This is a genomic window from Pseudomonas sp. LPH60, from assembly GCF_030718165.1.
Classification (GTDB): domain Bacteria; phylum Pseudomonadota; class Gammaproteobacteria; order Pseudomonadales; family Pseudomonadaceae; genus Aquipseudomonas; species Aquipseudomonas danubii.
Map to the genome: position 1 here is coordinate 155684 of NZ_JAVAJH010000005.1, position 18431 is coordinate 174114.

Genomic DNA, 18431 nt, shown 5'->3' on the forward strand with positions numbered 1-18431 from the left:
CCTTGCGCGGCCCGCAAGCGCGACTGCTGCGCAGCCGGTCACAGCCTGCGGCAGTGGCTACAGGGGCCGCCGATCGAGCGTACCCCTTAGCCCTTACCCTTGGTCCGGGTCATGTTCGGCCCGCCATTTTTCTCGATGTGTTCGATGATGATCCCTGCCACATTCTTGCCGGTGGTGGTCTCGATGCCTTCCAGGCCAGGCGAGGAATTGACTTCCATCACCAGCGGCCCGTGATTGGAGCGCAGGATATCCACCCCCGCCACGCTCAGGCCCATGACCTTGGCCGCCCGCAGTGCGGTCATGCGTTCTTCCGGGGTGATCTTGATCAGGCTGGCGCTGCCGCCGCGATGCAGGTTGGAGCGGAACTCACCCGGTTTGGCCTGGCGCTTCATCGCCGCGATCACTTTGTCGCCCACCACGAAGCAGCGAATGTCGGCGCCGCCGGCTTCCTTGATGTACTCCTGGACCATGATGTTCTGCTTCAGGCCCATGAAGGCCTCGATCACCGATTCCGCCGCGGTGGCGGTTTCACACAGCACCACGCCGATGCCCTGGGTGCCTTCCAGTACCTTGATCACCAGGGGCGCGCCGTTGACCATTTCGATCAGGTCGGGAATATCGTCTGGCGAGTGGGCAAAGCCGGTCACTGGCAGGCCGATGCCACGCCGCGACAGCAACTGCAGCGAGCGCAGTTTGTCCCGGGAGCGGGCGATGGCCACCGACTCGTTGAGCGGGAAGACTCCCATCATTTCGAACTGGCGCAGCACCGCGCAGCCATAGAAGGTCACCGAGGCACCGATCCGCGGGATCACCGCATCGAAGCCTTCCAGGGGCTTGCCGCGGTAGTGGATCTGCGGCTTGTGGCTGGCGATGTTCATGTAGGCGCGCAGGGTGTCGACCACTACCATTTCATGGCCACGCTCGGTGCCGGCTTCGACCAGACGACGAGTGGAATACAGACGCGGGTTACGCGACAGCACAGCGATCTTCATGCAACACCTGTGGCAGAGGTAGTGGATACCGGGAACACCGGTTTGTCTTGTACGTATTTGATGCCCGGATTGACCACCAACTGGCCGTCGATCAGCGCCTTGGAACCCAGCAGCAGGCGATAGCGCATGGCCTTGCGGCAGGCGAGGGTGAATTCCACCCGCCATACGCGATCGCCCAGGGCCAGGGTGGTGCTGATCACATAGCGCACCTGAGCCTGGCCGTTGGAGCTTTTAATGGTCTTCATCGCCACCAGCGGCGCTTCGCAACGCCGGTGACGCAATTGCACCACGCTGCCCAGATGGGCATTGAAACGCACCCACTGTTCACCGTCGCGCTCGAAGGGCTCGATCTCGGTGGCATGCAGGCTGGAGGTACTGGCTCCGGTATCGATCTTGGCGCGCAGGCCGGCCACTCCCAGATCAGGAAGCGCCACCCACTCGCGCAGACCGACAACGGTCAAATGGTCAAAAGTCTTCAAATAGGGGAAATCCGCAATTAGCTTTTCCAGGCCGCGACCGGAACCTCGGCCAGGGCTTTGAATGCAGGTTTGGCGAACCAGTAACCCTGCATCAGATAAATTCCACAGTCGCTGAGAAAGTCCCGTTCACCAGCGCTTTCAATGCCTTCGGCAATGACTGTAACGCCCAACTCCGCACAGATTGTGACAATCCCGCGAACGATCGCCTGGCGTACGCGATCCTGGTCGACATCGCGAATCAGCGCCATGTCGAGCTTGATCAGGTCGGGTTGGAAATTCGCCAGCAAGTTCAGCCCCGAGTACCCCGCGCCGAAGTCATCGATGGCGGTCTTGAAGCCGAATTCGCGGTATTCACGCAGAATATGGGTCAAATGGCGACTGTTATCTACGTGCTGGCTTTCCAGGGTTTCGAAAATCAGCCGGTCCAGGGGAAAGTGCTGGGCGCGGGCGGCTTCCAGGGTGCTGCGGATGCACAGTTCCGGGCGGTACACGGCGTTGGGCATGAAGTTGATCGACAGGTGGCTTTGCATCCCCAGCTGCGCGGCCGTGGTGATGGCCAGGGTCCGGCAGCGCTGGTCGAAACGATAGCGGTTGCTGTCGTCGACCTGGTCCAGCACGGTGTGGGCGCCTTCGCCATTGACCCCGCGTACCAGGGCTTCATGGGCAAAGATCGAGCGGTCGCGCAGATCGACTATGGGTTGATAGGCGAAGGAAAAATCGAAGCCCAGTGGCGGGCTTTTTTGGCAGCCTTCGCAGCGCTTGTCCGGCGAGGTCAGGGAAGTGGGGAAATCAGTCACGGGGACTCCTCGCGTGTCAGGACGCAACCTGGGTTATTTTAGGTGAGTGGCAGGATTTATGAGAGCCCGTAGGCGGGCCGTACAGTTGCGACATTTTTCAGCAAGAGGAATTCCAGTGGCGCACAAGCAGGAAGAAGAGGACAAGGTTCGTCTGGATAAATGGCTGTGGGCGGCGCGCTTCTACAAGACCCGCGCCCTGGCCAAGGCGGCTATTGAAAGCGGCAAGGTGCATCACCGTGGCGAGCGCTGCAAGCCGGGCAAGGAGCCGCGGGTAGGTGACGAGTACCAGATTCGCGCCGGCTTCGACGAGCGCACCGTGGTGGTCCAGGCACTTTCCATCGTCCGTCGTGGCGCGCCCGAAGCGCAGACGCTCTACACGGAAACCGAAGCCAGCATCGCCAAGCGTGAAACCGCGGCAGCCCAGCGCAAGGCTGGCGCCCTGGGGGTCAGCACCGACGGCAAACCGAGCAAGAAGCAGCGCCGTGATCTATTCAAATTCCACGGCAGCAGCCACGAGTGAAAGCGTAGGAGCCGGCTTGCCGGCGAAGGCGTCCTCAAGGGGTCATTCGCCGGCAAGCCGGCTCCTACAGGTCTGATCAGCGCAGCAGGCTGCTGGAGCGGACCACACTCATGCGCGAGAGCACCGGCATCCGGGTCATCAGCTTGAATAGCGGGTGTGTCAGGCGCAGCAGGAAGTTCGACATCCGCGCCGCATACGGCGTGTAGTAGCCCCAGCCCAGGGCCAGCACCGCCAACAGCACGCCGCCGATGTAGTCGTCCTGGCCCCAGTGCGCGCCCGCCACCAGGCGCGGCATCATGAACAGCAGGGTCAGGCCCCAGACGATCAGGAACTGGCCGACGCTGCGGCTGAACATGCCCATGAACAGGCCCCAGATCAGTAGCACCGAAGCGTGGTCGCCGGGGAAGCTCTGGCTGGAGCGTTCCTTGAGTTCCCAGGTCTTCTCCCAGCCTGGGAAGTAGTCGCTCATGTGCACGGCGCCTTCGAGCACCATGGACGGGCTGTTGTGTTGCCAATTCATCAGCGCCACCAACTTGGAAAACAGCGCGCGAATCACCACCATAAGAATCAGGATCGACAGGAAGCCGAAGAACGCCCGGCGCACGTCCACCGCCTTGAACACCCAATCACCGCGAATCAGCAGGCCGAGCATGATCAGGCCCACCACGATATCGAAGGGGCGCAGGCTGGCCACGGCCCAGATGTGCAGCCAGGTGGAGTTGGTTGCAAGGGGAGTGTTGAGGTGACGGAACAGCCACTCGTCGAACATCAGGCAGTACATCTGTCCGGTCGGCCACAACCAGAATCCCAGCAGGGCCAAAGGGAGTAAATTGCACAGAACCAGCTTGCCGAGGTTCCACCTTGCTTGGAACAAACCCGGATTGTTCATAAAATATCTCCAATCACCGCAAAAACTGCACCTTCATGGTGCAAAACCGCAATTTTCGGTGCTTGTAACCTTTTTGTCATCATTCAGATACCCAGACCTATGACTGATTTGCCGGATACCGACTTCACTCAACGCTTCATCTTTGATGAGAGCGACGCCCGCGGCGAGCTGGTGGCGCTGGAGCGCAGTTACGCTGAAGTCCTTGCCAAACACGCCTATCCCGAGCCGGTGGCACAACTGCTCGGCGAGCTGATGGCGGCGGCATCGTTGCTGGTTGGCACCTTGAAGTTCGATGGCTTGCTGATTCTCCAGGCCCGCTCCGAAGGCCCGGTGCCGTTGCTGATGATCGAGTGCTCCAGCAACCGCGAGATCCGCGGCCTGGCCCGCTACGACGCGTCGCAGATCGCCCCTGACGCGACCCTTGCCGACATGATGCCCAACGGCGTCCTCGCCCTGACCGTGGACCCGACCCAGGGCCAGCGTTACCAGGGCATCGTCGACCTGGACGGCGCCACCCTGGCCGAATGCTTCACCAACTACTTCGTCATGTCGCAGCAGACCGGCACCCGTTTCTGGCTCTACGCCGACGGCCGCAATGCCCGCGGCCTGCTCCTGCAACAACTGCCTGCCGACCGCCTGCGCGATCCGGAAGAACGCGAAGCCAACTGGCAGCACCTCACCGCCCTGGCCAGCACCCTGACCGCCGATGAACTGCTGAGCCTGGACAACGAAACCGTGCTGCACCGCCTGTACCACGAAGAAGCCGTGCGCCTGTTCGACGTGCAACCGCTGCGCTTCCGCTGCAGCTGCTCCCGCGAGCGTTCGGGCAATGCGCTGGTCAGCCTGGGGCTCGAAGATGCTCAGGAGCTGGTGGTGGAACATGGCGGCAGCATCGAGATCGATTGCCAGTTCTGCAACGAGCGTTATCTGTTCGATGCCGCCGATATCACGCAATTGTTTGCTGGTGCGGGCGTCGACACGCCGTCAGATACTCGTCACTAAAACGGTTCAGCGCAGGTAAATCACCTGGCAAACGCCGGAATTACGCCGTACTGACGGGAGGACCCTACTATTTTTGGGCTTTTCTGGCATAATCCGGCGCACTTTTTTCGCGGTAGTAGTGCGCGAGTTTCTACTACAAAACGTTTGGAGCACTCGGCCAATGGCCGACGGGGAACCTCATGACGCAAGCCAATAACGCCGTGTACACCGATCTGAGTGTGGATGATCTGGTCAAAGAAGCCCTGAACCGCGGTGAGGGCGAACTGGCCGATACCGGCGCTCTGGTGGTTCGCACCGGTCATCGTACCGGCCGTTCGCCAGTGGACCGTTTCATCGTTGAAGAGCCCACCACCCAGGACGCTATCGCCTGGGGCCCGATCAACCGCAAGTTCCCGGCGGCCAAGTTCGACGCCCTGTGGGACCGCGTCGAAGCCTACCTGGGCGAGCGCGAGCGTTTTGTTTCCCACGTGCATGTAGGTTCCGATCCGGCGCACTACCTGCCAGTGAAAATGACCACCGAGACTGCCTGGCACAACCTGTTCGGCCGTTGCCTGTTCATCAACCCCGAGCAGTACAACGCCGGTGGCAAAGACGAATGGCAGATCCTCAACGCGCCAAACTTCGTTTGCGAGCCTGAGCGCGACGGCACCAACTCCGACGGCACCGTGATCCTCAACTTCGCGGCCAAGAAAGTGCTGATCGCCGGCATGCGCTACGCCGGTGAGATGAAGAAAGCCCTGTTCTCCGTGCAGAACTTCCTGCTGCCAGCTGCCGACGTGTTGCCAATGCACTGCGCCGCCAACATGGGCGAAGACGGCGACGTGACCCTGTTCTTCGGTCTGTCGGGCACCGGCAAGACCACCCTGTCGGCCGACGAAAGCCGTTACCTGATCGGTGACGACGAACACGGCTGGGGCGAAGGCGTGGTGTTCAACATCGAAGGCGGTTGCTATGCCAAGTGCATCGACCTGTCGGAAAAGAACGAGCCGGTGATCTGGAAAGCCATCCAGCACGGCGCCGTACTGGAAAACGTGGTGATCGACCCGGTCACCAAGAAAGCCGACTACGCCGACGACAGCCTGACCCAGAACAGCCGCGCCGCCTACCCGCGCGAGCTGATCGAAAAACGTGCACCGAAGAACCTCGGTGGCGAGCCTAACGCGGTGATCTTCCTGACCTGCGACCTGACCGGCGTACTGCCACCGGTGTCGATCCTCAGCGAAGAACAAGCCGCCTACCACTTCCTGTCCGGCTACACCGCGCTGGTGGGCTCGACTGAAATGGGTTCGGGCTCGGGCATCAAGTCGACCTTCTCCACCTGCTTCGGCGCCCCGTTCTTCCCGCGTCCGGCGGGCGAATACGCCGAGCTGCTGATCAAGCGCATCCGCGGCTTCGGCTCCAAGGTCTACCTGGTCAACACCGGCTGGACCGGCGGTGGCTACGGCGTGGGCAAACGCTTCAACATCCCCACCACCCGTGGCGTGATTGCAGCGATCCAGAGCGGCGCGCTGATCGGTGCCGAGACCGAGCACCTGGACATCGTCAACCTGGACGTGCCGAAAGCCGTACCGGGCGTTGAAACCGGCCTGCTCAACCCACGCAACACCTGGGCTGACAAAGCTGCCTACGACGAAGCCGCCAAGGCCCTGGCCGGCCTGTTCATCGAGAACTTCAAGAAGTTCGACGTGAGCGACGCGATCAAGGCTGCGGGTCCAAAGCTGTAAGCCTCGACCTGCCATGAAAAAGCCGCCCTTCGGGGCGGCTTTTTTGTGGGCTACAGAAAGCCTCACGTCTTCAGGTGCAACACCAACGCCCCCAGCAGCACCAGCACCACGCCGGTCACTTGCACCGCCGTCAGCCGCTCCTTGAAGAACACATAGCCCAGCACCGCGGCGATGCCGCCGGACAGGGTGCTGATCACCGTCACCACCGACACCGAGCCGCTCATGGCACCCCAGGAAAAGGCGAAGAACGCGCCGAGGTTCATCAGGCTGGTGGAGGCCAGCAGGCCGCAGTTTTTCAGCGGCGGGATCTTCAGCCCGTCCGCGACTTTAAGCACCATCAGCAGCATCACACCGCTGCCCACGGCGTAACCCAGCCAGAGCATGCTGATCGGCCCCAGTTGCGGCAGGGTGTAGCGGCCCTGTAGCCAGAAGCTGGTGCCGTACAGAACGGCCGAGAGCAGGGCGAAGAAGATCGAGCGGCCGGCGGCGGTGCTGTGGGGCAGTTTGCTGTCCGAGTGCAGGCTGGAGAGGATGACGCCGATCACGCACAACAGGATGCACATGAGTTGCAGCAGGCTGATCTGTTCGCCGCTGGCCCAGGACAGCAGGGTGGTGACCACGCCGTAGGAGGTCACCAATGGGGCGACGATGGAGGCTTTGCCCAGGGCGAAGGCCTTGCCCAGGGCCAGGGCGCCGGAGACGGTAAAGGCCGCGGCGAGCACGCCCATCAGCCAGACTTGCGCGGGCGCGGCCAGGGCCTTGTAGAGGATGGCGGGAAAGATCACCAGCAGCAGGCTCATCAGGGTGAACCCCAGGCTCTGGCTGAAGAACACTGCCCGTTTCACGCCCACAGCGCGGACGTTGAGCCCCACGAGAAAATCGGTGCCGCCCCAGAGCAGGGCGGCGAGCAAGCCCATCAATACGTCCACTGACTGTCCTTGTCGATTGACGGGTTGGAGGAGTCCAACAGCCGTGCTGTTTACTGCTGTGCGAGTCGAAACGCCGGCGCCATGCGTTCTTGTTCACGCCGGGACAGCCCCAGGGCCCGGGCCAGGGTGGGCCATTGGCGAACCACGCTCTGGCAGTGTTCGATGATGCCTTCTGCCTCTGCACGACCGAGGCGGAAATATGCCGCTACTTCCCGTGCCAGTTCAAGGTCCAGCGCATTGTCGGCTTCGCTGATGTTGAGTTTCAGCCCGTTGGCGTGGGCACAGGGGTTCATGTCGTAGGCCGGGGACAGGCGCCAGCCGCGTCCGGGTTCGAGCATGAAGCCATGGTTGCGCAGGTGGTCGTCGCTGTTGGACACCAGCAGGTTGAAGACCATGCGCGACCACAGCTCACGCAGGTCGGCACGGGGCTGCGCGCCGTGGGCGATCAGCACTTCGGCCAGTTCCAGGTAGCTGGCGCCGGTGGAGGCGTCGTCGCCGTCGCTGCGATCGGTGAGGGTCATGGCCGAGGCAAAGTGCAGCCGGCCGCCCGTTTCGATGCGGTCGAAGCGCTTGATCATGAAACAGTGCTGGTCGCTGGCGAAGCGTTGCGCCATGGCCTCGGGAACCCGCAAGCCGCAATGGCTGGCCAGGGCGTTGACCAGCATCTCCCAGGCGCCGACGTCATGTTCGTCGCGGACGCTGGGAAACTTGGCGATCCACAGGTGGCCCTTGTCGTCGGCGACGCTGGCCTTGGGGCGGGCGCCACCCAGCGATCCACCCGGGGCGATCAGCATGCGCAGCCATTGGCCGCCGTCGGCGGCGCTGTTGTGCGGATCGTTTTCCAGGGCGCGGCTGGCCTGTTCCAGGGCCCGCAGCTCGACGAAGGGTGGCGCTGCGAGGCCGTCGCGGTCATCCAGGAACGGGCCTTGGTCATCGAGGCGATAGCGCAGGGCGCCGACGCGATACAGATCGTGCACCCCCAGCAGCAGGTCGGCGTCTTGCAGGCGGGTGCCGGCGGGCGCCAGGCCGTCGCGGATGTCCCGTTCCAGCCGGCGTTGCATCAGCAGATGGCCCCAGCGATCGGGGCTGGAGTCGGCAAATACGCCAAAGCGGTTTTGCTGCTGGCCGCTGAACTGCCGGCCGGCGAATCGCCCGATGCGCGGGTCCAGGGCAATGCTGGTCAGCTCGGGATCGAGCAGCGCGGCGGGGTCATATTCGAACTCGAAGACGCTGGCAGTGCGGACAGTCCCGACATGCAGCCAGCCCAGGCGCCTTGGTCCGCCCAAGGACTCCCAATCGGCGTAGACGGCGATCAGGGTCATGGCTCATCGATCCTGGGCGTGGGCTTTTTCGCGGGCTGCAGCAGGCTGCTCAGCGATTGGGTATTGATCGGAAAGTCAGCCGTGGGCGGGGCGGAGGGGATCGGCTCGGCCGCGGTTTCATGCAGCGTCAGGCCGGCAGCAGGCGCCTTGGCCGAACGCAGGCTGGGGGCCCGGCGCGCTTTGCCTGGCGCGTTGCTGTCTCCCGGCAAGAGCCGGGCATCCTGCAACTGGCGGCCCAGCTCATCGCGGGCCGCCAGTTGCTTCAGGTCCCTTTCCAGCCCCAGCACCTGCATCACCGACAGGTAGGCGCCCATGGTCACGCCGGACCCGCCAGACTCCAGGGAGCGCAAGGTGGTCAGTGACATGCCTGCCCGTTCGGCCACTTGCTTGGCGGTCAGCTTGCGCCGCAGGCGAGCCAGTTTCAGGCGTTCGCCAAAGGCATCCAGCAGCTTGCCTGTGGCGGGCAGCAGTGGGGCGGTTTTCTTAGCCATGTGCCATTATTCCTGGGTTTTTTCACTTAAACTGCCAAAATATTAGCACTTGATTGCAGATGCGCCAGTTCGCTCCTGAGCTGGGCAGGCCACTGCCGGGGATGTTCTTCGCGGGGCGATTTGCCCCTGCCGGGGTTAGAGCGCTTCCAGCACCTGGGTGTCCCAGTGCTGTTGCCGGATCGCCTGGTACAGCATGCCGATGGTCAGCGGCACCTTGTCGCCCCGGCCCTTGGCCCGGCGTTTCTGGAACGGGTCGAAGCCTTCGGGCTGGAAGTAGCGGTAGCTGTCGAAGTCGACAAAATCGATGCCGAACTGCTCTTCCAGGGCCAGCAGCAAATGCCGGGCGTCGGAGCCGTCGCAGCCCAGATCGAGGTTGATGGCGGTGCTCAGGCGCAGGGTCTTGCGCTCGGGCAGGCCGATTTCCTCATGCAGCAGCTGCAGCAGTTGGCGCATGGCGAGGTCGTCGGGAAAGCCGGGGGCCAGTTGCATGATCGGGTTCACTTGCGGTGTTTGAGAAGGGGCAGTGTACGGCGATTCTCCGGCAGCGTTGCAAGTCGGCGGGCGGCTGCGCAAGCCGCTCGCCCCGAGACGACGTGCGGGCCTTTTTACCCGCGATTTCCCGGGTGGGACCGAGCATTGCCGGACAAAACTGTGTATGGTTCGCCGCTGGCTGGTGGGCCGGGATAGAGGCCCGGTCATCCTTATCTACAGGGATTTTGTTATGGCTTTTTTTCGCCTCGCGGCGCTGTTGTGGCTAGGGATGCTGGCGAGCTCGGTACAGGCTCAGGCGTTGTCGATCCAGGTGCTGGATGCGCTGGCCAAGGGCGCGCCGCTGGCTGATGCCCAGGTGCAGGTGCAACAGGGCGCGACTCAGGTTGCAGGAAGCACCGATGCCCAGGGCCGGGTCACCCTGACGGCCCAGGTGGCCGATTCGCCGGCCAGTGAGTTGCTGATCCGTAAAGCCGGCTACGCCGACCTGCGGGTCAAGTGCCCGTGCCAGGGGTTGAATTACGCCCTGAGTCCGCTACTGGACAACCCGGAAAGCCTGCGAATAGTGCTGAGCTGGAGCGCGCCGGGAGAGGACCTCGATGCCCACCTGAGTTATCCCCACAAGCTGTTGTACTTCGCCACCGGCAAGGGACCCGGAGCTCGCCTGGAATCGGACAGCAGCGACAGCAGCCGGCCGGAAACCATCACCATCGACCAGCGTGTGCCGGGCGACGCCTACGTCTTTGCCGTGCACGACTTCACCAACAGCACCAGCTATGAAGCGTTGCGCCTGGGCCGCAGCCAGGCGCGGGTCTTTGTCTATAAAGGCGCTGCGCTGATCCGCAGCTACCGCGTGCCGCAGAACCGCAAGGGCAATCTGTGGGTGGTGTTTCGCCTGACCGCCGATGGCCGCCTGCAGGATATCGATCGGCTGCTGCTAGGCAGCGAGGAGCCGGAATCGGTCATGAGCGCTCTTGATCCGCTGCTGGAAAATGCCAAGTCCATCGATGAAGTGGTGGGTGCGGACTTCGGGCCGGTGGATGCCAAGAGCCTCAACCTCAAGGGCGAGGAGTCTTACCGCAAGGGCGATTTCGGCGGGGCGCGGATCTTCTACAGCGAAGCCATCGAGCTGGAGCCGGGCTTTGCCCAGGCCTACAGCAACCTGGCCCTGGCCAATCGCAAGAACAGCCGCCCCGACGACGCCATAGTCGCGGACCGCAAGGCCATCGCCCTGGCCAGTGGCCCGGCCGCATCGACCATTCGCGCCAGTGCCTACTACGACATGGCGCGCATCTACGAGGACGCCGGGCAGTTGGCCACGGCGCTTGAGCACTACCAAAAGGCTCGGGAGCAGAAGGCCAACCCGGTGTACGACAAGGCCATAGAGCGGCTGCAAAACCGCTGATCACACAGGCAGAAGTTATCTCCACAACGCGCCGACAGTGGCGCGTTGTGCATTTATGGAGGTTGGTATGCGAATTGGTGTTCTCCCCTGGCTGCTGGCGCTGTGTCTGTCCAGCGGCGTGGCCCGGGCGGCCGGGCCGCAGGTGTTCGCCACCATCGACCGCAGTGGCTGGCCGAATGCCCTGACCAGCACCGCGGAATTCGACACCGCCTCACGGGGCGAGATTCTGATGTTCGGCAAAGCGCTGCTGGCCAGCGAAGCCTTGGATGAACAGGCCTTGAAGCAGCGGCTAGGAGTCAGGCAACTGGATCTGAAGTCAGTGAATCAGGTGCGCCAGCGCTTCTGGGAGTTGCTGTTGAACAACTACCGCTTGGCCAGCCGGGACTGTGAAGGTACGCCGTTCTGCCTCCCTGTACGCAATCTCGGTGAGCTGCGGCAACTGGTGGCCAGTTTTACCGGGGAGAGTAAATCCACTTATGGGGCGTGGGCCGAGGCCAGCACCCGGTTTCATCAGCTGTACCTGAACGAGCAACTGCGCCTGGCGGCGCTGTTCACCGTGGTCAGCAGCGAGATCCAGCGCATGGGGCCGACGGAACGCCTGGGGGACGAGCTGGCGGACCGGGAGTTCCTGCTGACCTTCGATGACGGGCCGAGCCTGCGGGGTGGGCATACCGATCAACTGATCGATGTGCTGCGATCCAAGGATCTGCATAGCCTGTTCTTTGTTCTGGGGGACTCGTTTCAGGCGCGCCTGAGTCAATCTTCGGCAGGGCAGATGCGCCAGTTGTACGATGGCCAGTGTGTGGGTGTACACGGTTGGGAACACAAGTCTCACGCCTCGTGGAGCGAGTGGCAGCATTCGGTGATCCACAGCGCAAACCTGGCCAACCGCACTCTGGCGGATGAATACCAGCCGCTGTTTCGCCCGCCCTATGGGCAGCGACGCGCTGACAGTGCCGACTTCTTCAAGGCCCAGGGGCTGCAACTGATGCTGTGGAACATCGACTCCCAGGACTGGAGCAAAAAGGTCAGCGCCGCAGCCGCAGCCCAGCGGGTGCAGACCCTGATGCTGCTCTGGCGGCGCGGCATCATCCTGTTCCATGACACCCACGCCAAGGCCGCCCAGGCGGTGCCGGCACTGCTTGAGGCCAATCGGCACAATGGCGTGCGATGGCTGGACTGCCGAACTTTGCGCTAGGCCCAGGCTCCCTATCGTCGGTAAGCCGACTCCTGGGTAGGAGCCGGCTTACCGGTGAAAGTGCTCCCGCCCGGTATCATCCGGTATCTGTTTTCCCGCGACCTTTTCTCGAACCGCCGACCTGTGCCGCTAGTCTTCAAGGACAGGTCAGCGGTCAAAGGAGTGACCCTTATGCACAGCACCCTCGAACAGGTCTTCGGTTATCCACAGTTTCGTCCGGGCCAGGAGGCCGCAGTCAGTGCGGTGCTGGCTGGGCGCTCGGCGGCGGCGATCTTTCCCACCGGCTCCGGCAAGTCCCTGTGCTACCAATTGCCGGCCTTGCTGCTGCCGCACCTGACCCTGGTGGTCTCGCCGCTGCTGGCGTTGATGCAGGATCAGTTGGCCTTTCTCCAGCGTCATGGCATTGCCGCCGCCAGCATCGATTCGGCCCAGAGCCGCGATGCAGCCAATGACGTCATGGCCCGGGCCCGCTCCGGTGAACTGAAGATCCTGATGATCTCGGTGGAGCGTTTGAAGAACGAGCGCTTCCGCAACTTTTTGCAGCAGGTGCCCATCTCCCTGCTGGTGGTGGATGAGGCTCACTGCATTTCCGAATGGGGCCACAACTTCCGTCCCGACTACCTGAAACTGCCGGACTACCAGCGCCAGTTCAACATTCCCCAGGCCCTGCTGCTGACGGCCACGGCGACGCCCAAGGTGATCGCCGACATGCAGGCCAAGTTCGCCATTGATGCCGCTGACGTGGTGACCACCGGCTTCTACCGGCCCAACCTCAACCTGCTGGTGGAGCCGGTGCGCGGCGCGGACAAGCGTCGGCGCCTGGTGCAGTGGATGGGGGAGCGGGCCGGGCAGCCGAGCATTGTCTACGTGACCCTGCAAAAGACCGCCGAGCAGATCGCCGAGCACTTGAGTCACCAGGGCATCGCCGCCGAGGCCTACCACGCCGGTCTGCCCCACGAGCAGCGTGAGTCGATCCAGCGCCGGTTCATGGAAGGGCGCAGTAACTGCATCGTCGCGACAATCGCCTTCGGCATGGGCATCGACAAGAGCGACATCCGTAACGTGGTGCACTTCGATCTGCCCAAGTCCATCGAGAACTACAGCCAGGAAATCGGCCGCGCCGGGCGCGACGGCCAGCCTTCGGACTGCCTGGTGCTGGCCAACCGCGACAGCCTCAACGTGCTGGAGAACTTCGTCTATGGCGACACCCCGGAGCTGAGCGGCATCCGCTGCGTGCTGGATGAGTTGCAGGCGTCGGTGCCGGACGGACAGTGGGAGTTCCTGCTCGGGCCCCTGGCGGACCAGAGCAACGTTCGCCAGTTGCCGCTCAAGACCTTGCTGGTGCAGTTGGAACTGCGGGGCCTGATCGCCCCACGCTATGCCTACTTCGCCGAGTACCGCTTCAAGTTGCTGCTGGACCCCGAGGCCTTGCTGGCGCGTTTCGAAGGAGAGCGCCGGGACTTTGTCCAGGCCATCATCAACACCTCCAGCCGGGCCCGGACCTGGGCCACGGTGAACTTCGACGCGCTCTACGAGCAGTACCAGGCGCCGCGCACCCGGGTGGTCAAGGCCCTGGATTACTTCCAGGAGAAGGGTTGGGTGGAGCTGGAAAGCAAGCAGATGACCGAGGTCTACAGCCTGCTGCAAACCGACTTCGATGCCGCTGCCTTGAGCACTGATCTGCATGCTTATTTCACCCGGCACGAGGGCAGCGAAATAGCGCGGATTCACGCCATGCTCGACCTGTTCGCCACCGAGCAGTGCCTGGGGCACCGCCTGGCGCAGTATTTTGGTGACGATCAGGCGCCCCAGCGTTGTGGGCATTGCTCGGTCTGTCACGGCCAGGTGGCACGACTGCCGGAGCCACCCGTGTTGCCCGCGCTTGTGGATAAAAACTTCAACGGGTTGTGCGGCGATTTTATCCACAGGCATCAGCAGCACACCGGCGATGTGCCGGGAGCAGAGCGGCTGACGCGTTTTCTCTGCGGCATCAGCGTGCCTTTATTCACCAAGCTCAAGGCCCGCAGCATTCCCGGTTTCGCGGCACTGGAGGATTACCCTTACGCCGCCGTGCGGGAGTGGTGCGAGGCTCATCTGGCCGCCTGACAAGCCACCGGCGCAATGGACGCAAAAGGGTTTGCCCAGGCTTGGCTGTCTGCGGTGAAATGCCGGGCGATCAACCGATCGCCCGGCCTTCAATCCAAGGGAGAGAGCCCCGATGTCCGAGCCTATGCCGCAACGTGGCGACTATCGCCACTTCCAGCCGATCATCACCCGCTGGCACGACAACGACGTCTACGGCCATGTGAATAACGTCACCTACTACAGCTTCTTCGACACGGCGGTGAACACCTACCTGATCGAACAGGGCGGGCTGGATATCCATGATGGCGAGGTGGTGGGATTCGTGGTCAGCTCGGCCTGCGACTACTTTGCGTCCATCGCCTTTCCCGAACGTATCGAGATCGGCCTGCGGGTCGGCAAGCTGGGCAACAGTTCGGTGCAGTACGAACTGGCGGTGTTCAAGGCGGGAGAGGCGGATGCCTGTGCGGCTGGACGTTTCGTCCATGTATTCGTGGATCGGCGGTCGAACCAGCCGGTGCCGATTCCGCCCGCATTGCGAGCGGCTCTGGAACGCCTGCTGCTGGCGTGAACTTCGATACTCGATCTCAACCCCCGGCACTGGCACTTGTAGCCGCTGCCGAAGGCTGCGATCAGCTGCTCAGGAGGCGCCAAACCTCAATCCACGGGGCAACTGACCCACCGCAGCGCCTGGCTTGGCGAGGCCTGCGGCCTCGTGCGCAGCCTGCGGCAGCGGCTACAGGGCGGGGGGTCAGTCGCGATAGTGACGGTGCTTGCGATGCCCGTAGGCATGACCACGGCCACGGTGGCCGTCGCGGTAGTAGCGGCGGTCATCGCGGCCACGGTAGTCGCGATCTTCCCGGGCGCTTTCGTTGCCCATGTAGTTGCCCAGGGCACCGCCGGCGCCACCGCCTGCCGCGGCGCCGATCAGGCTGCCGGTATTGCCGCCCATGCTGCGGCCCACCACGTTGCCGCCGGCTGCACCCAGGGCGCCGCCAATGGCCGCCTGGCCACGGCTGCGTTTGTCCGCACCCACCGCGCTACCGCCGGCACCGCCCAGGGCCGCACCAATGGCCGAACCGGTGTTGCCGCCGATCTGCTGACCGACCACCGAGCCTAGAACCCCGCCCAATGCGCCGCCCACACCGGCTTCAACGGTGCCACCGGCAGAGGCAACGCCGCTGACCAGGCCAAGGGACAACAAGAGAATCGAGGAGAACTTCATACAGGAGCCTCAAAGGGATGACGGCGCGATCCTGAGGCCGGACCACGCCGCTTACAAACGAAATCCGACGAATAGCACGAGTTGTACACAATCTCGTAACTTACTGTTTTTATTGCGGAACTTAAGTGAATTTCGCCGGTCTTTAGCTACTTCGCAATGGCCGCTTTGTTAACAAAGCGGCCTTTTTTGTGCCTGCGGTTCAAGGCTGTGCAGCGGCTTTGAACCGCAGGCAAGCCGGCGCCTACGATTCACGCGCTAACGGTAGGCGCTGGCTTGCCAGCAAAGAGGCCCTCAAGCCAGGAATCAGGCCGAGCGAGCCATGATCAGGCCGTTGTCGCTGGCCGCTTCCAGACGGATGGCGATGAACTTGGACGTCGGGGTGTGGCTGCCGTCGCCGGTGCTTTCCAGGGGCACCAGCGGGTTCACTTCCGGGTAGTAGGCGGCAGCCTGGCCGGCCGGGATGTCGAAGGCCAGCAATGTGAAGCCCTTGACCCGACGCTCGCGGCCGTCATCCCACAGGGAAACGATGTCGGCTTTCTGCCCCGGCTTGAAGCCCAGGCGGATGATGTCCGCTTCGTTGGCGAACAGCACGTCGCGCTGGCCCTTGACCCCGCGGTAGCGGTCATCGAGGCCGTAGATGGTGGTGTTGTACTGGTCGTGGGAGCGCATCGATTGCAGGATCAGGTCCGGCAGTTGACCGGTGGCCCGGGTGCGTTCGTGGATCAGGTCCTTGGGCAGCAGGTTGGCGCGGAAATTGGCCCGACCCGAAGGGGTGTTCCACTGGCGCGAACCGGCGCTGTTGCCCAGGTAGAAACCGCCCGGGTGCTTGAGTCGTTCATTGAAGTCCTTGAAGCCGGGAATGGTATCGGCGATCAGGTCGCGGATACGCCCGTAATCCGCCGCCAGCCAGTTCCAGTCCACCGGCTGGCTGCCCAGGGTCGCGGCAGCCATGCCCGCAACGATCCACGGCTCGGAGCGCATCTGCGACGACAGTGGCTGCAATTGGCCGTTGGAGGCGTGGACCATGCTGAAGGAGTCTTCCACGGTCACTGCTTGCGGGCCGTCGGCCTGCAGGTCGATGTCGGTGCGACCCAGGCACGGCAGGATCAGCGCGTCCTTGCCGTGGGCCAGGTGGCTGCGGTTGAGCTTGGTGCTGATCTGCACGGTGAGGTCGCAATTGCTCAGGGCCTGGAAGGTCCGCGGGCTGTCCGGGGTGGCCTGGGCAAAGTTGCCGCCCAGGCCGATGAACACCTTGGAGCGGCCTTCGAGCATGGCGTGGATCGCCTCGACCACGTTGTGGCCGTTGTCCCGAGGGACCTTGAACTGGAAGCGCCGCTCCAGGGCATCGAGGAAGGCCACCGGCGGGCGCTCGTTGATGCCCATGGTGCGGTCGCCCTGTACGTTGCTGTGGCCGCGCACTGGGCACAGCCCGGCGCCGGGCTTGCCGACGTTGCCGCGCAGCAGCATCAGGTTGGCGATTTCCTGGATGGTCGGCACCGAGTGGCGGTGCTGGGTGATGCCCATGGCCCAGCACATGATCACGTTCTTGCCCTTGGCGTACATGCGCGCTGCCTGCTCGATTTCCACCAGGGTCAGGCCGGACTGCTCGACAATCTGCTCCCAAGGGGTGTCGTCGAGGGTGCCCAGGTAATCGAGGACTTGGGCGGTGTGGGCATTGAGGAAGTCGTGGTCGAACACTGATTCTGCGCCGGCTTTCTGCGCATCACGCTCCCACTGCAGGAGGAACTTGGCCATGCCGCGCAACAGCGCCATGTCGCCGCCCAGGGCCGGGCGGAAGTAGGCGGTGTTGGTCGGGCGATTGCCGTTGGTGAGCATTTCGAGCGGGTTCTGCGGGTGCTGGAAGCGTTCCAGGCCACGCTCTTTCAGCGGGTTGATACACACCACTTGGGCGCCGCGTTTCACCGCTTCGCGCAGCGGTTCGAGCATCCGCGGGTGGTTGGTGCCGGGGTTCTGGCCCCAGACGAAAATCGCGTCCGCATGTTCGAAGTCGTCGAAGGTCACGGTGCCTTTGCCGACCCCGACGCTTTGCGCCAGGGCTACGCCGCTGGCTTCGTGGCACATGTTCGAACAGTCGGGGAAGTTGTTGGTGCCGTAGGCGCGGACGAACAGTTGATACAGGTACGCCGCTTCGTTGCTGGCCCGGCCCGAGGTATAGAACTCGGCCATGTCCGGGCTGGGCAGGTTGTTCAAGTGCTGGGCGATCAGGCTGAAGGCGTTTTCCCAGCTGATGGGTTGGTAGCGGTCGGTTTCGGCGTTGTAGCGCATCGGCTCGGTCAGCCGGCCCTGGTACTCCAGCCAGTAATCACTTTGTTCCAGCAGGGAGGTGACGCTGTGCTTGGCGAAGAAGGCCGCGTCCACCCGGCGCTTGGTGGCTTCCCAGTTCACCGCCTTGGCGCCGTTCTCGCAAAACTTGACCATGCCGCTTTCCGGCGAATCGCCCCAGGCGCAGCCCGGGCAGTCGAAGCCGCCGTTCTGGTTGGTCTTGAGCATCATGCGGATGTTCTTCAGGGCGTTGTCGCTGGTCAGCCAGGCCTGGGCCACGCTGATCAGGGCACCCCAGCCACCGGCCGGGCCCTTGTAAGGCTTGTAGCGGGCAACGGGTGTCTGATCGGCTTGGTTGTGTGTACTCACAGGGGTTCTCCATCGCGGGGCTGTGGACCCGCGGCGCACGGTTCTGCGGCAGGTGGACAAGGTTGAGGCGGTGATGACGCGGCCATTGCCCGGCCTGGCGGGTGTCTGCGCTGGCGGGCGCTCAAGGCGTCTGTGGGTCTGGCTGGCGCCGAGCGCGAGGGCGGGAGTTGCCGGGGCTGGCATTGAATGAGGGACCAGCGGCCATCGGGTCCCAAGACTAAGCGCGGCATTGTGT

General features: G+C 63.4%; 17 protein-coding genes and 1 pseudogene. 7 read left to right on the forward strand and 11 right to left on the reverse strand.

Translation table 11 applies throughout. From position 1 onward, the window contains the following. Positions 1-86: 86 nt before the first annotated feature. Genes rimK through Q8O96_RS19255 form a run of 3 tightly spaced genes read right to left on the reverse strand, consistent with a single transcriptional unit; the run spans position 87 to position 2268 of the window. The gene (rimK, locus tag Q8O96_RS19245) at positions 87-992 is read right to left on the reverse strand and encodes a 30S ribosomal protein S6--L-glutamate ligase (RefSeq protein WP_007931744.1); all 906 of its coding nucleotides are present in this window, start codon (positions 990-992) and stop codon (positions 87-89) included. Then, complete coding sequence (locus tag Q8O96_RS19250) at positions 989-1453, reverse strand: ATP-dependent zinc protease (RefSeq protein WP_370505884.1); 465 nt, start codon at positions 1451-1453, stop codon at positions 989-991. The genes rimK and Q8O96_RS19250 overlap by 4 nt, the downstream gene beginning before the upstream one ends. Before the next feature lie 35 nt (positions 1454-1488). Then, positions 1489-2268 carry an EAL domain-containing protein gene (locus Q8O96_RS19255; RefSeq protein ID WP_115581376.1) on the reverse strand — a complete coding sequence of 260 codons (780 nt, stop codon included), beginning with the start codon at positions 2266-2268 and terminating at the stop codon, positions 1489-1491. Positions 2269-2383: 115 nt separating this feature from the next. Here Q8O96_RS19255 and Q8O96_RS19260 point away from each other — a divergent pair, with 115 nt between their 5' ends. Continuing rightward, positions 2384-2788 (forward strand): RNA-binding S4 domain-containing protein, encoded by a 405-nt coding sequence (locus Q8O96_RS19260; protein WP_016966989.1) that lies wholly within the window; start codon positions 2384-2386, stop codon positions 2786-2788. A gap of 76 nt (positions 2789-2864) precedes the next feature. Here Q8O96_RS19260 and Q8O96_RS19265 read toward each other — a convergent pair whose 3' ends face one another. After that, a complete protein-coding gene (locus tag Q8O96_RS19265) occupies positions 2865-3677 on the reverse strand; it encodes a phosphatase PAP2 family protein (protein WP_305949242.1) in 813 nt (270 codons plus the stop codon). Between the two features lie 99 nt (positions 3678-3776). Here Q8O96_RS19265 and hslO point away from each other — a divergent pair, with 99 nt between their 5' ends. Together hslO and Q8O96_RS19275 are read left to right on the forward strand one after the other, a co-directional pair. Continuing rightward, positions 3777-4679: an Hsp33 family molecular chaperone HslO gene (gene hslO, locus Q8O96_RS19270; RefSeq protein WP_016966988.1), complete on the forward strand. Its 903-nt coding sequence runs from the start codon at positions 3777-3779 to the stop codon at positions 4677-4679. Between the two features lie 179 nt (positions 4680-4858). Then, complete coding sequence (locus Q8O96_RS19275) at positions 4859-6403, forward strand: phosphoenolpyruvate carboxykinase (protein WP_305949243.1); 1545 nt, start codon at positions 4859-4861, stop codon at positions 6401-6403. A 62-nt stretch (positions 6404-6465) separates the two neighbouring features. On the opposite strand, the gene Q8O96_RS19280 is transcribed toward Q8O96_RS19275, so the two are convergent. The 4 genes from Q8O96_RS19280 to Q8O96_RS19295 all read right to left on the reverse strand — a co-directional run bounded on the left by Q8O96_RS19280 (position 6466) and on the right by Q8O96_RS19295 (position 9634). Beyond that, positions 6466-7320, reverse strand: coding sequence for a DMT family transporter (locus tag Q8O96_RS19280; protein WP_205413508.1), 855 nt, complete (start codon positions 7318-7320; stop codon positions 6466-6468). A gap of 62 nt (positions 7321-7382) precedes the next feature. Further along, on the reverse strand, positions 7383-8654 hold the full coding sequence (locus Q8O96_RS19285; RefSeq protein WP_305949244.1) for a type II toxin-antitoxin system HipA family toxin: 1272 nt from the start codon (positions 8652-8654) through the stop codon (positions 7383-7385). After that, entirely contained in the window at positions 8651-9145 is a 495-nt protein-coding gene (locus Q8O96_RS19290) for a helix-turn-helix domain-containing protein (protein ID WP_305949245.1), read from the reverse strand. The genes Q8O96_RS19285 and Q8O96_RS19290 overlap by 4 nt, the downstream gene beginning before the upstream one ends. Before the next feature lie 135 nt (positions 9146-9280). Beyond that, positions 9281-9634 carry a DUF1493 family protein gene (locus tag Q8O96_RS19295; RefSeq protein WP_305949246.1) on the reverse strand — a complete coding sequence of 118 codons (354 nt, stop codon included), beginning with the start codon at positions 9632-9634 and terminating at the stop codon, positions 9281-9283. A 232-nt stretch (positions 9635-9866) separates the two neighbouring features. Between Q8O96_RS19295 and Q8O96_RS19300 the strand changes: the two genes are divergently transcribed. From Q8O96_RS19300 to Q8O96_RS19315, 4 genes are all read left to right on the forward strand, one after another. After that, positions 9867-11039 (forward strand): YfaP family protein, encoded by a 1173-nt coding sequence (locus Q8O96_RS19300; protein WP_305949247.1) that lies wholly within the window; start codon positions 9867-9869, stop codon positions 11037-11039. Positions 11040-11106: 67 nt separating this feature from the next. Then, positions 11107-12237, forward strand: a complete 1131-nt coding sequence (locus Q8O96_RS19305; RefSeq protein ID WP_102882173.1) for a polysaccharide deacetylase family protein — start codon at positions 11107-11109, stop codon at positions 12235-12237. Positions 12238-12408: 171 nt separating this feature from the next. After that, positions 12409-14343 (forward strand): ATP-dependent DNA helicase RecQ, encoded by a 1935-nt coding sequence (locus Q8O96_RS19310; RefSeq protein WP_305949248.1) that lies wholly within the window; start codon positions 12409-12411, stop codon positions 14341-14343. Positions 14344-14455: 112 nt separating this feature from the next. Beyond that, entirely contained in the window at positions 14456-14890 is a 435-nt protein-coding gene (locus Q8O96_RS19315; protein ID WP_102862668.1) for a thioesterase family protein, read from the forward strand. 180 nt (positions 14891-15070) lie between these two features. Here the strand turns inward: Q8O96_RS19315 and Q8O96_RS19320 are convergent, their stop codons facing one another. From Q8O96_RS19320 to Q8O96_RS19330, 3 genes and pseudogenes are all read right to left on the reverse strand, one after another. Beyond that, positions 15071-15544, reverse strand: a complete 474-nt coding sequence (locus Q8O96_RS19320; protein WP_102862669.1) for a YMGG-like glycine zipper-containing protein — start codon at positions 15542-15544, stop codon at positions 15071-15073. Positions 15545-15847: 303 nt separating this feature from the next. Beyond that, positions 15848-18196 carry an FdhF/YdeP family oxidoreductase gene (locus Q8O96_RS19325; protein WP_305949249.1) on the reverse strand — a complete coding sequence of 783 codons (2349 nt, stop codon included), beginning with the start codon at positions 18194-18196 and terminating at the stop codon, positions 15848-15850. A 4-nt stretch (positions 18197-18200) separates the two neighbouring features. After that, positions 18201-18293: pseudogene (locus tag Q8O96_RS19330) on the reverse strand (sulfurtransferase FdhD); the annotation flags it as partial. Positions 18294-18431 lie beyond the last annotated feature (138 nt).

What these genes read in the sequence shown, in the direction of transcription:
- rimK (WP_007931744.1), bottom strand. Translation starts at nt 992, where the DNA reads ATGAAGATCGCTGTGCTGTCGCGTAACCCGCGTCTGTATTCCACTCGT.
- Q8O96_RS19265 (WP_305949242.1), bottom strand. Translation starts at nt 3,677, where the DNA reads ATGAACAATCCGGGTTTGTTCCAAGCAAGGTGGAACCTCGGCAAGCTG.
- hslO (WP_016966988.1), top strand. Translation starts at nt 3,777, where the DNA reads ATGACTGATTTGCCGGATACCGACTTCACTCAACGCTTCATCTTTGAT.
- Q8O96_RS19275 (WP_305949243.1), top strand. Translation starts at nt 4,859, where the DNA reads ATGACGCAAGCCAATAACGCCGTGTACACCGATCTGAGTGTGGATGAT.
- Q8O96_RS19280 (WP_205413508.1), bottom strand. Translation starts at nt 7,320, where the DNA reads ATGGGCTTGCTCGCCGCCCTGCTCTGGGGCGGCACCGATTTTCTCGTG.
- Q8O96_RS19285 (WP_305949244.1), bottom strand. Translation starts at nt 8,654, where the DNA reads ATGACCCTGATCGCCGTCTACGCCGATTGGGAGTCCTTGGGCGGACCA.
- Q8O96_RS19290 (WP_305949245.1), bottom strand. Translation starts at nt 9,145, where the DNA reads ATGGCTAAGAAAACCGCCCCACTGCTGCCCGCCACAGGCAAGCTGCTG.
- Q8O96_RS19295 (WP_305949246.1), bottom strand. Translation starts at nt 9,634, where the DNA reads ATGCAACTGGCCCCCGGCTTTCCCGACGACCTCGCCATGCGCCAACTG.
- Q8O96_RS19300 (WP_305949247.1), top strand. Translation starts at nt 9,867, where the DNA reads ATGGCTTTTTTTCGCCTCGCGGCGCTGTTGTGGCTAGGGATGCTGGCG.
- Q8O96_RS19305 (WP_102882173.1), top strand. Translation starts at nt 11,107, where the DNA reads ATGCGAATTGGTGTTCTCCCCTGGCTGCTGGCGCTGTGTCTGTCCAGC.
- Q8O96_RS19310 (WP_305949248.1), top strand. Translation starts at nt 12,409, where the DNA reads ATGCACAGCACCCTCGAACAGGTCTTCGGTTATCCACAGTTTCGTCCG.
- Q8O96_RS19315 (WP_102862668.1), top strand. Translation starts at nt 14,456, where the DNA reads ATGTCCGAGCCTATGCCGCAACGTGGCGACTATCGCCACTTCCAGCCG.
- Q8O96_RS19320 (WP_102862669.1), bottom strand. Translation starts at nt 15,544, where the DNA reads ATGAAGTTCTCCTCGATTCTCTTGTTGTCCCTTGGCCTGGTCAGCGGC.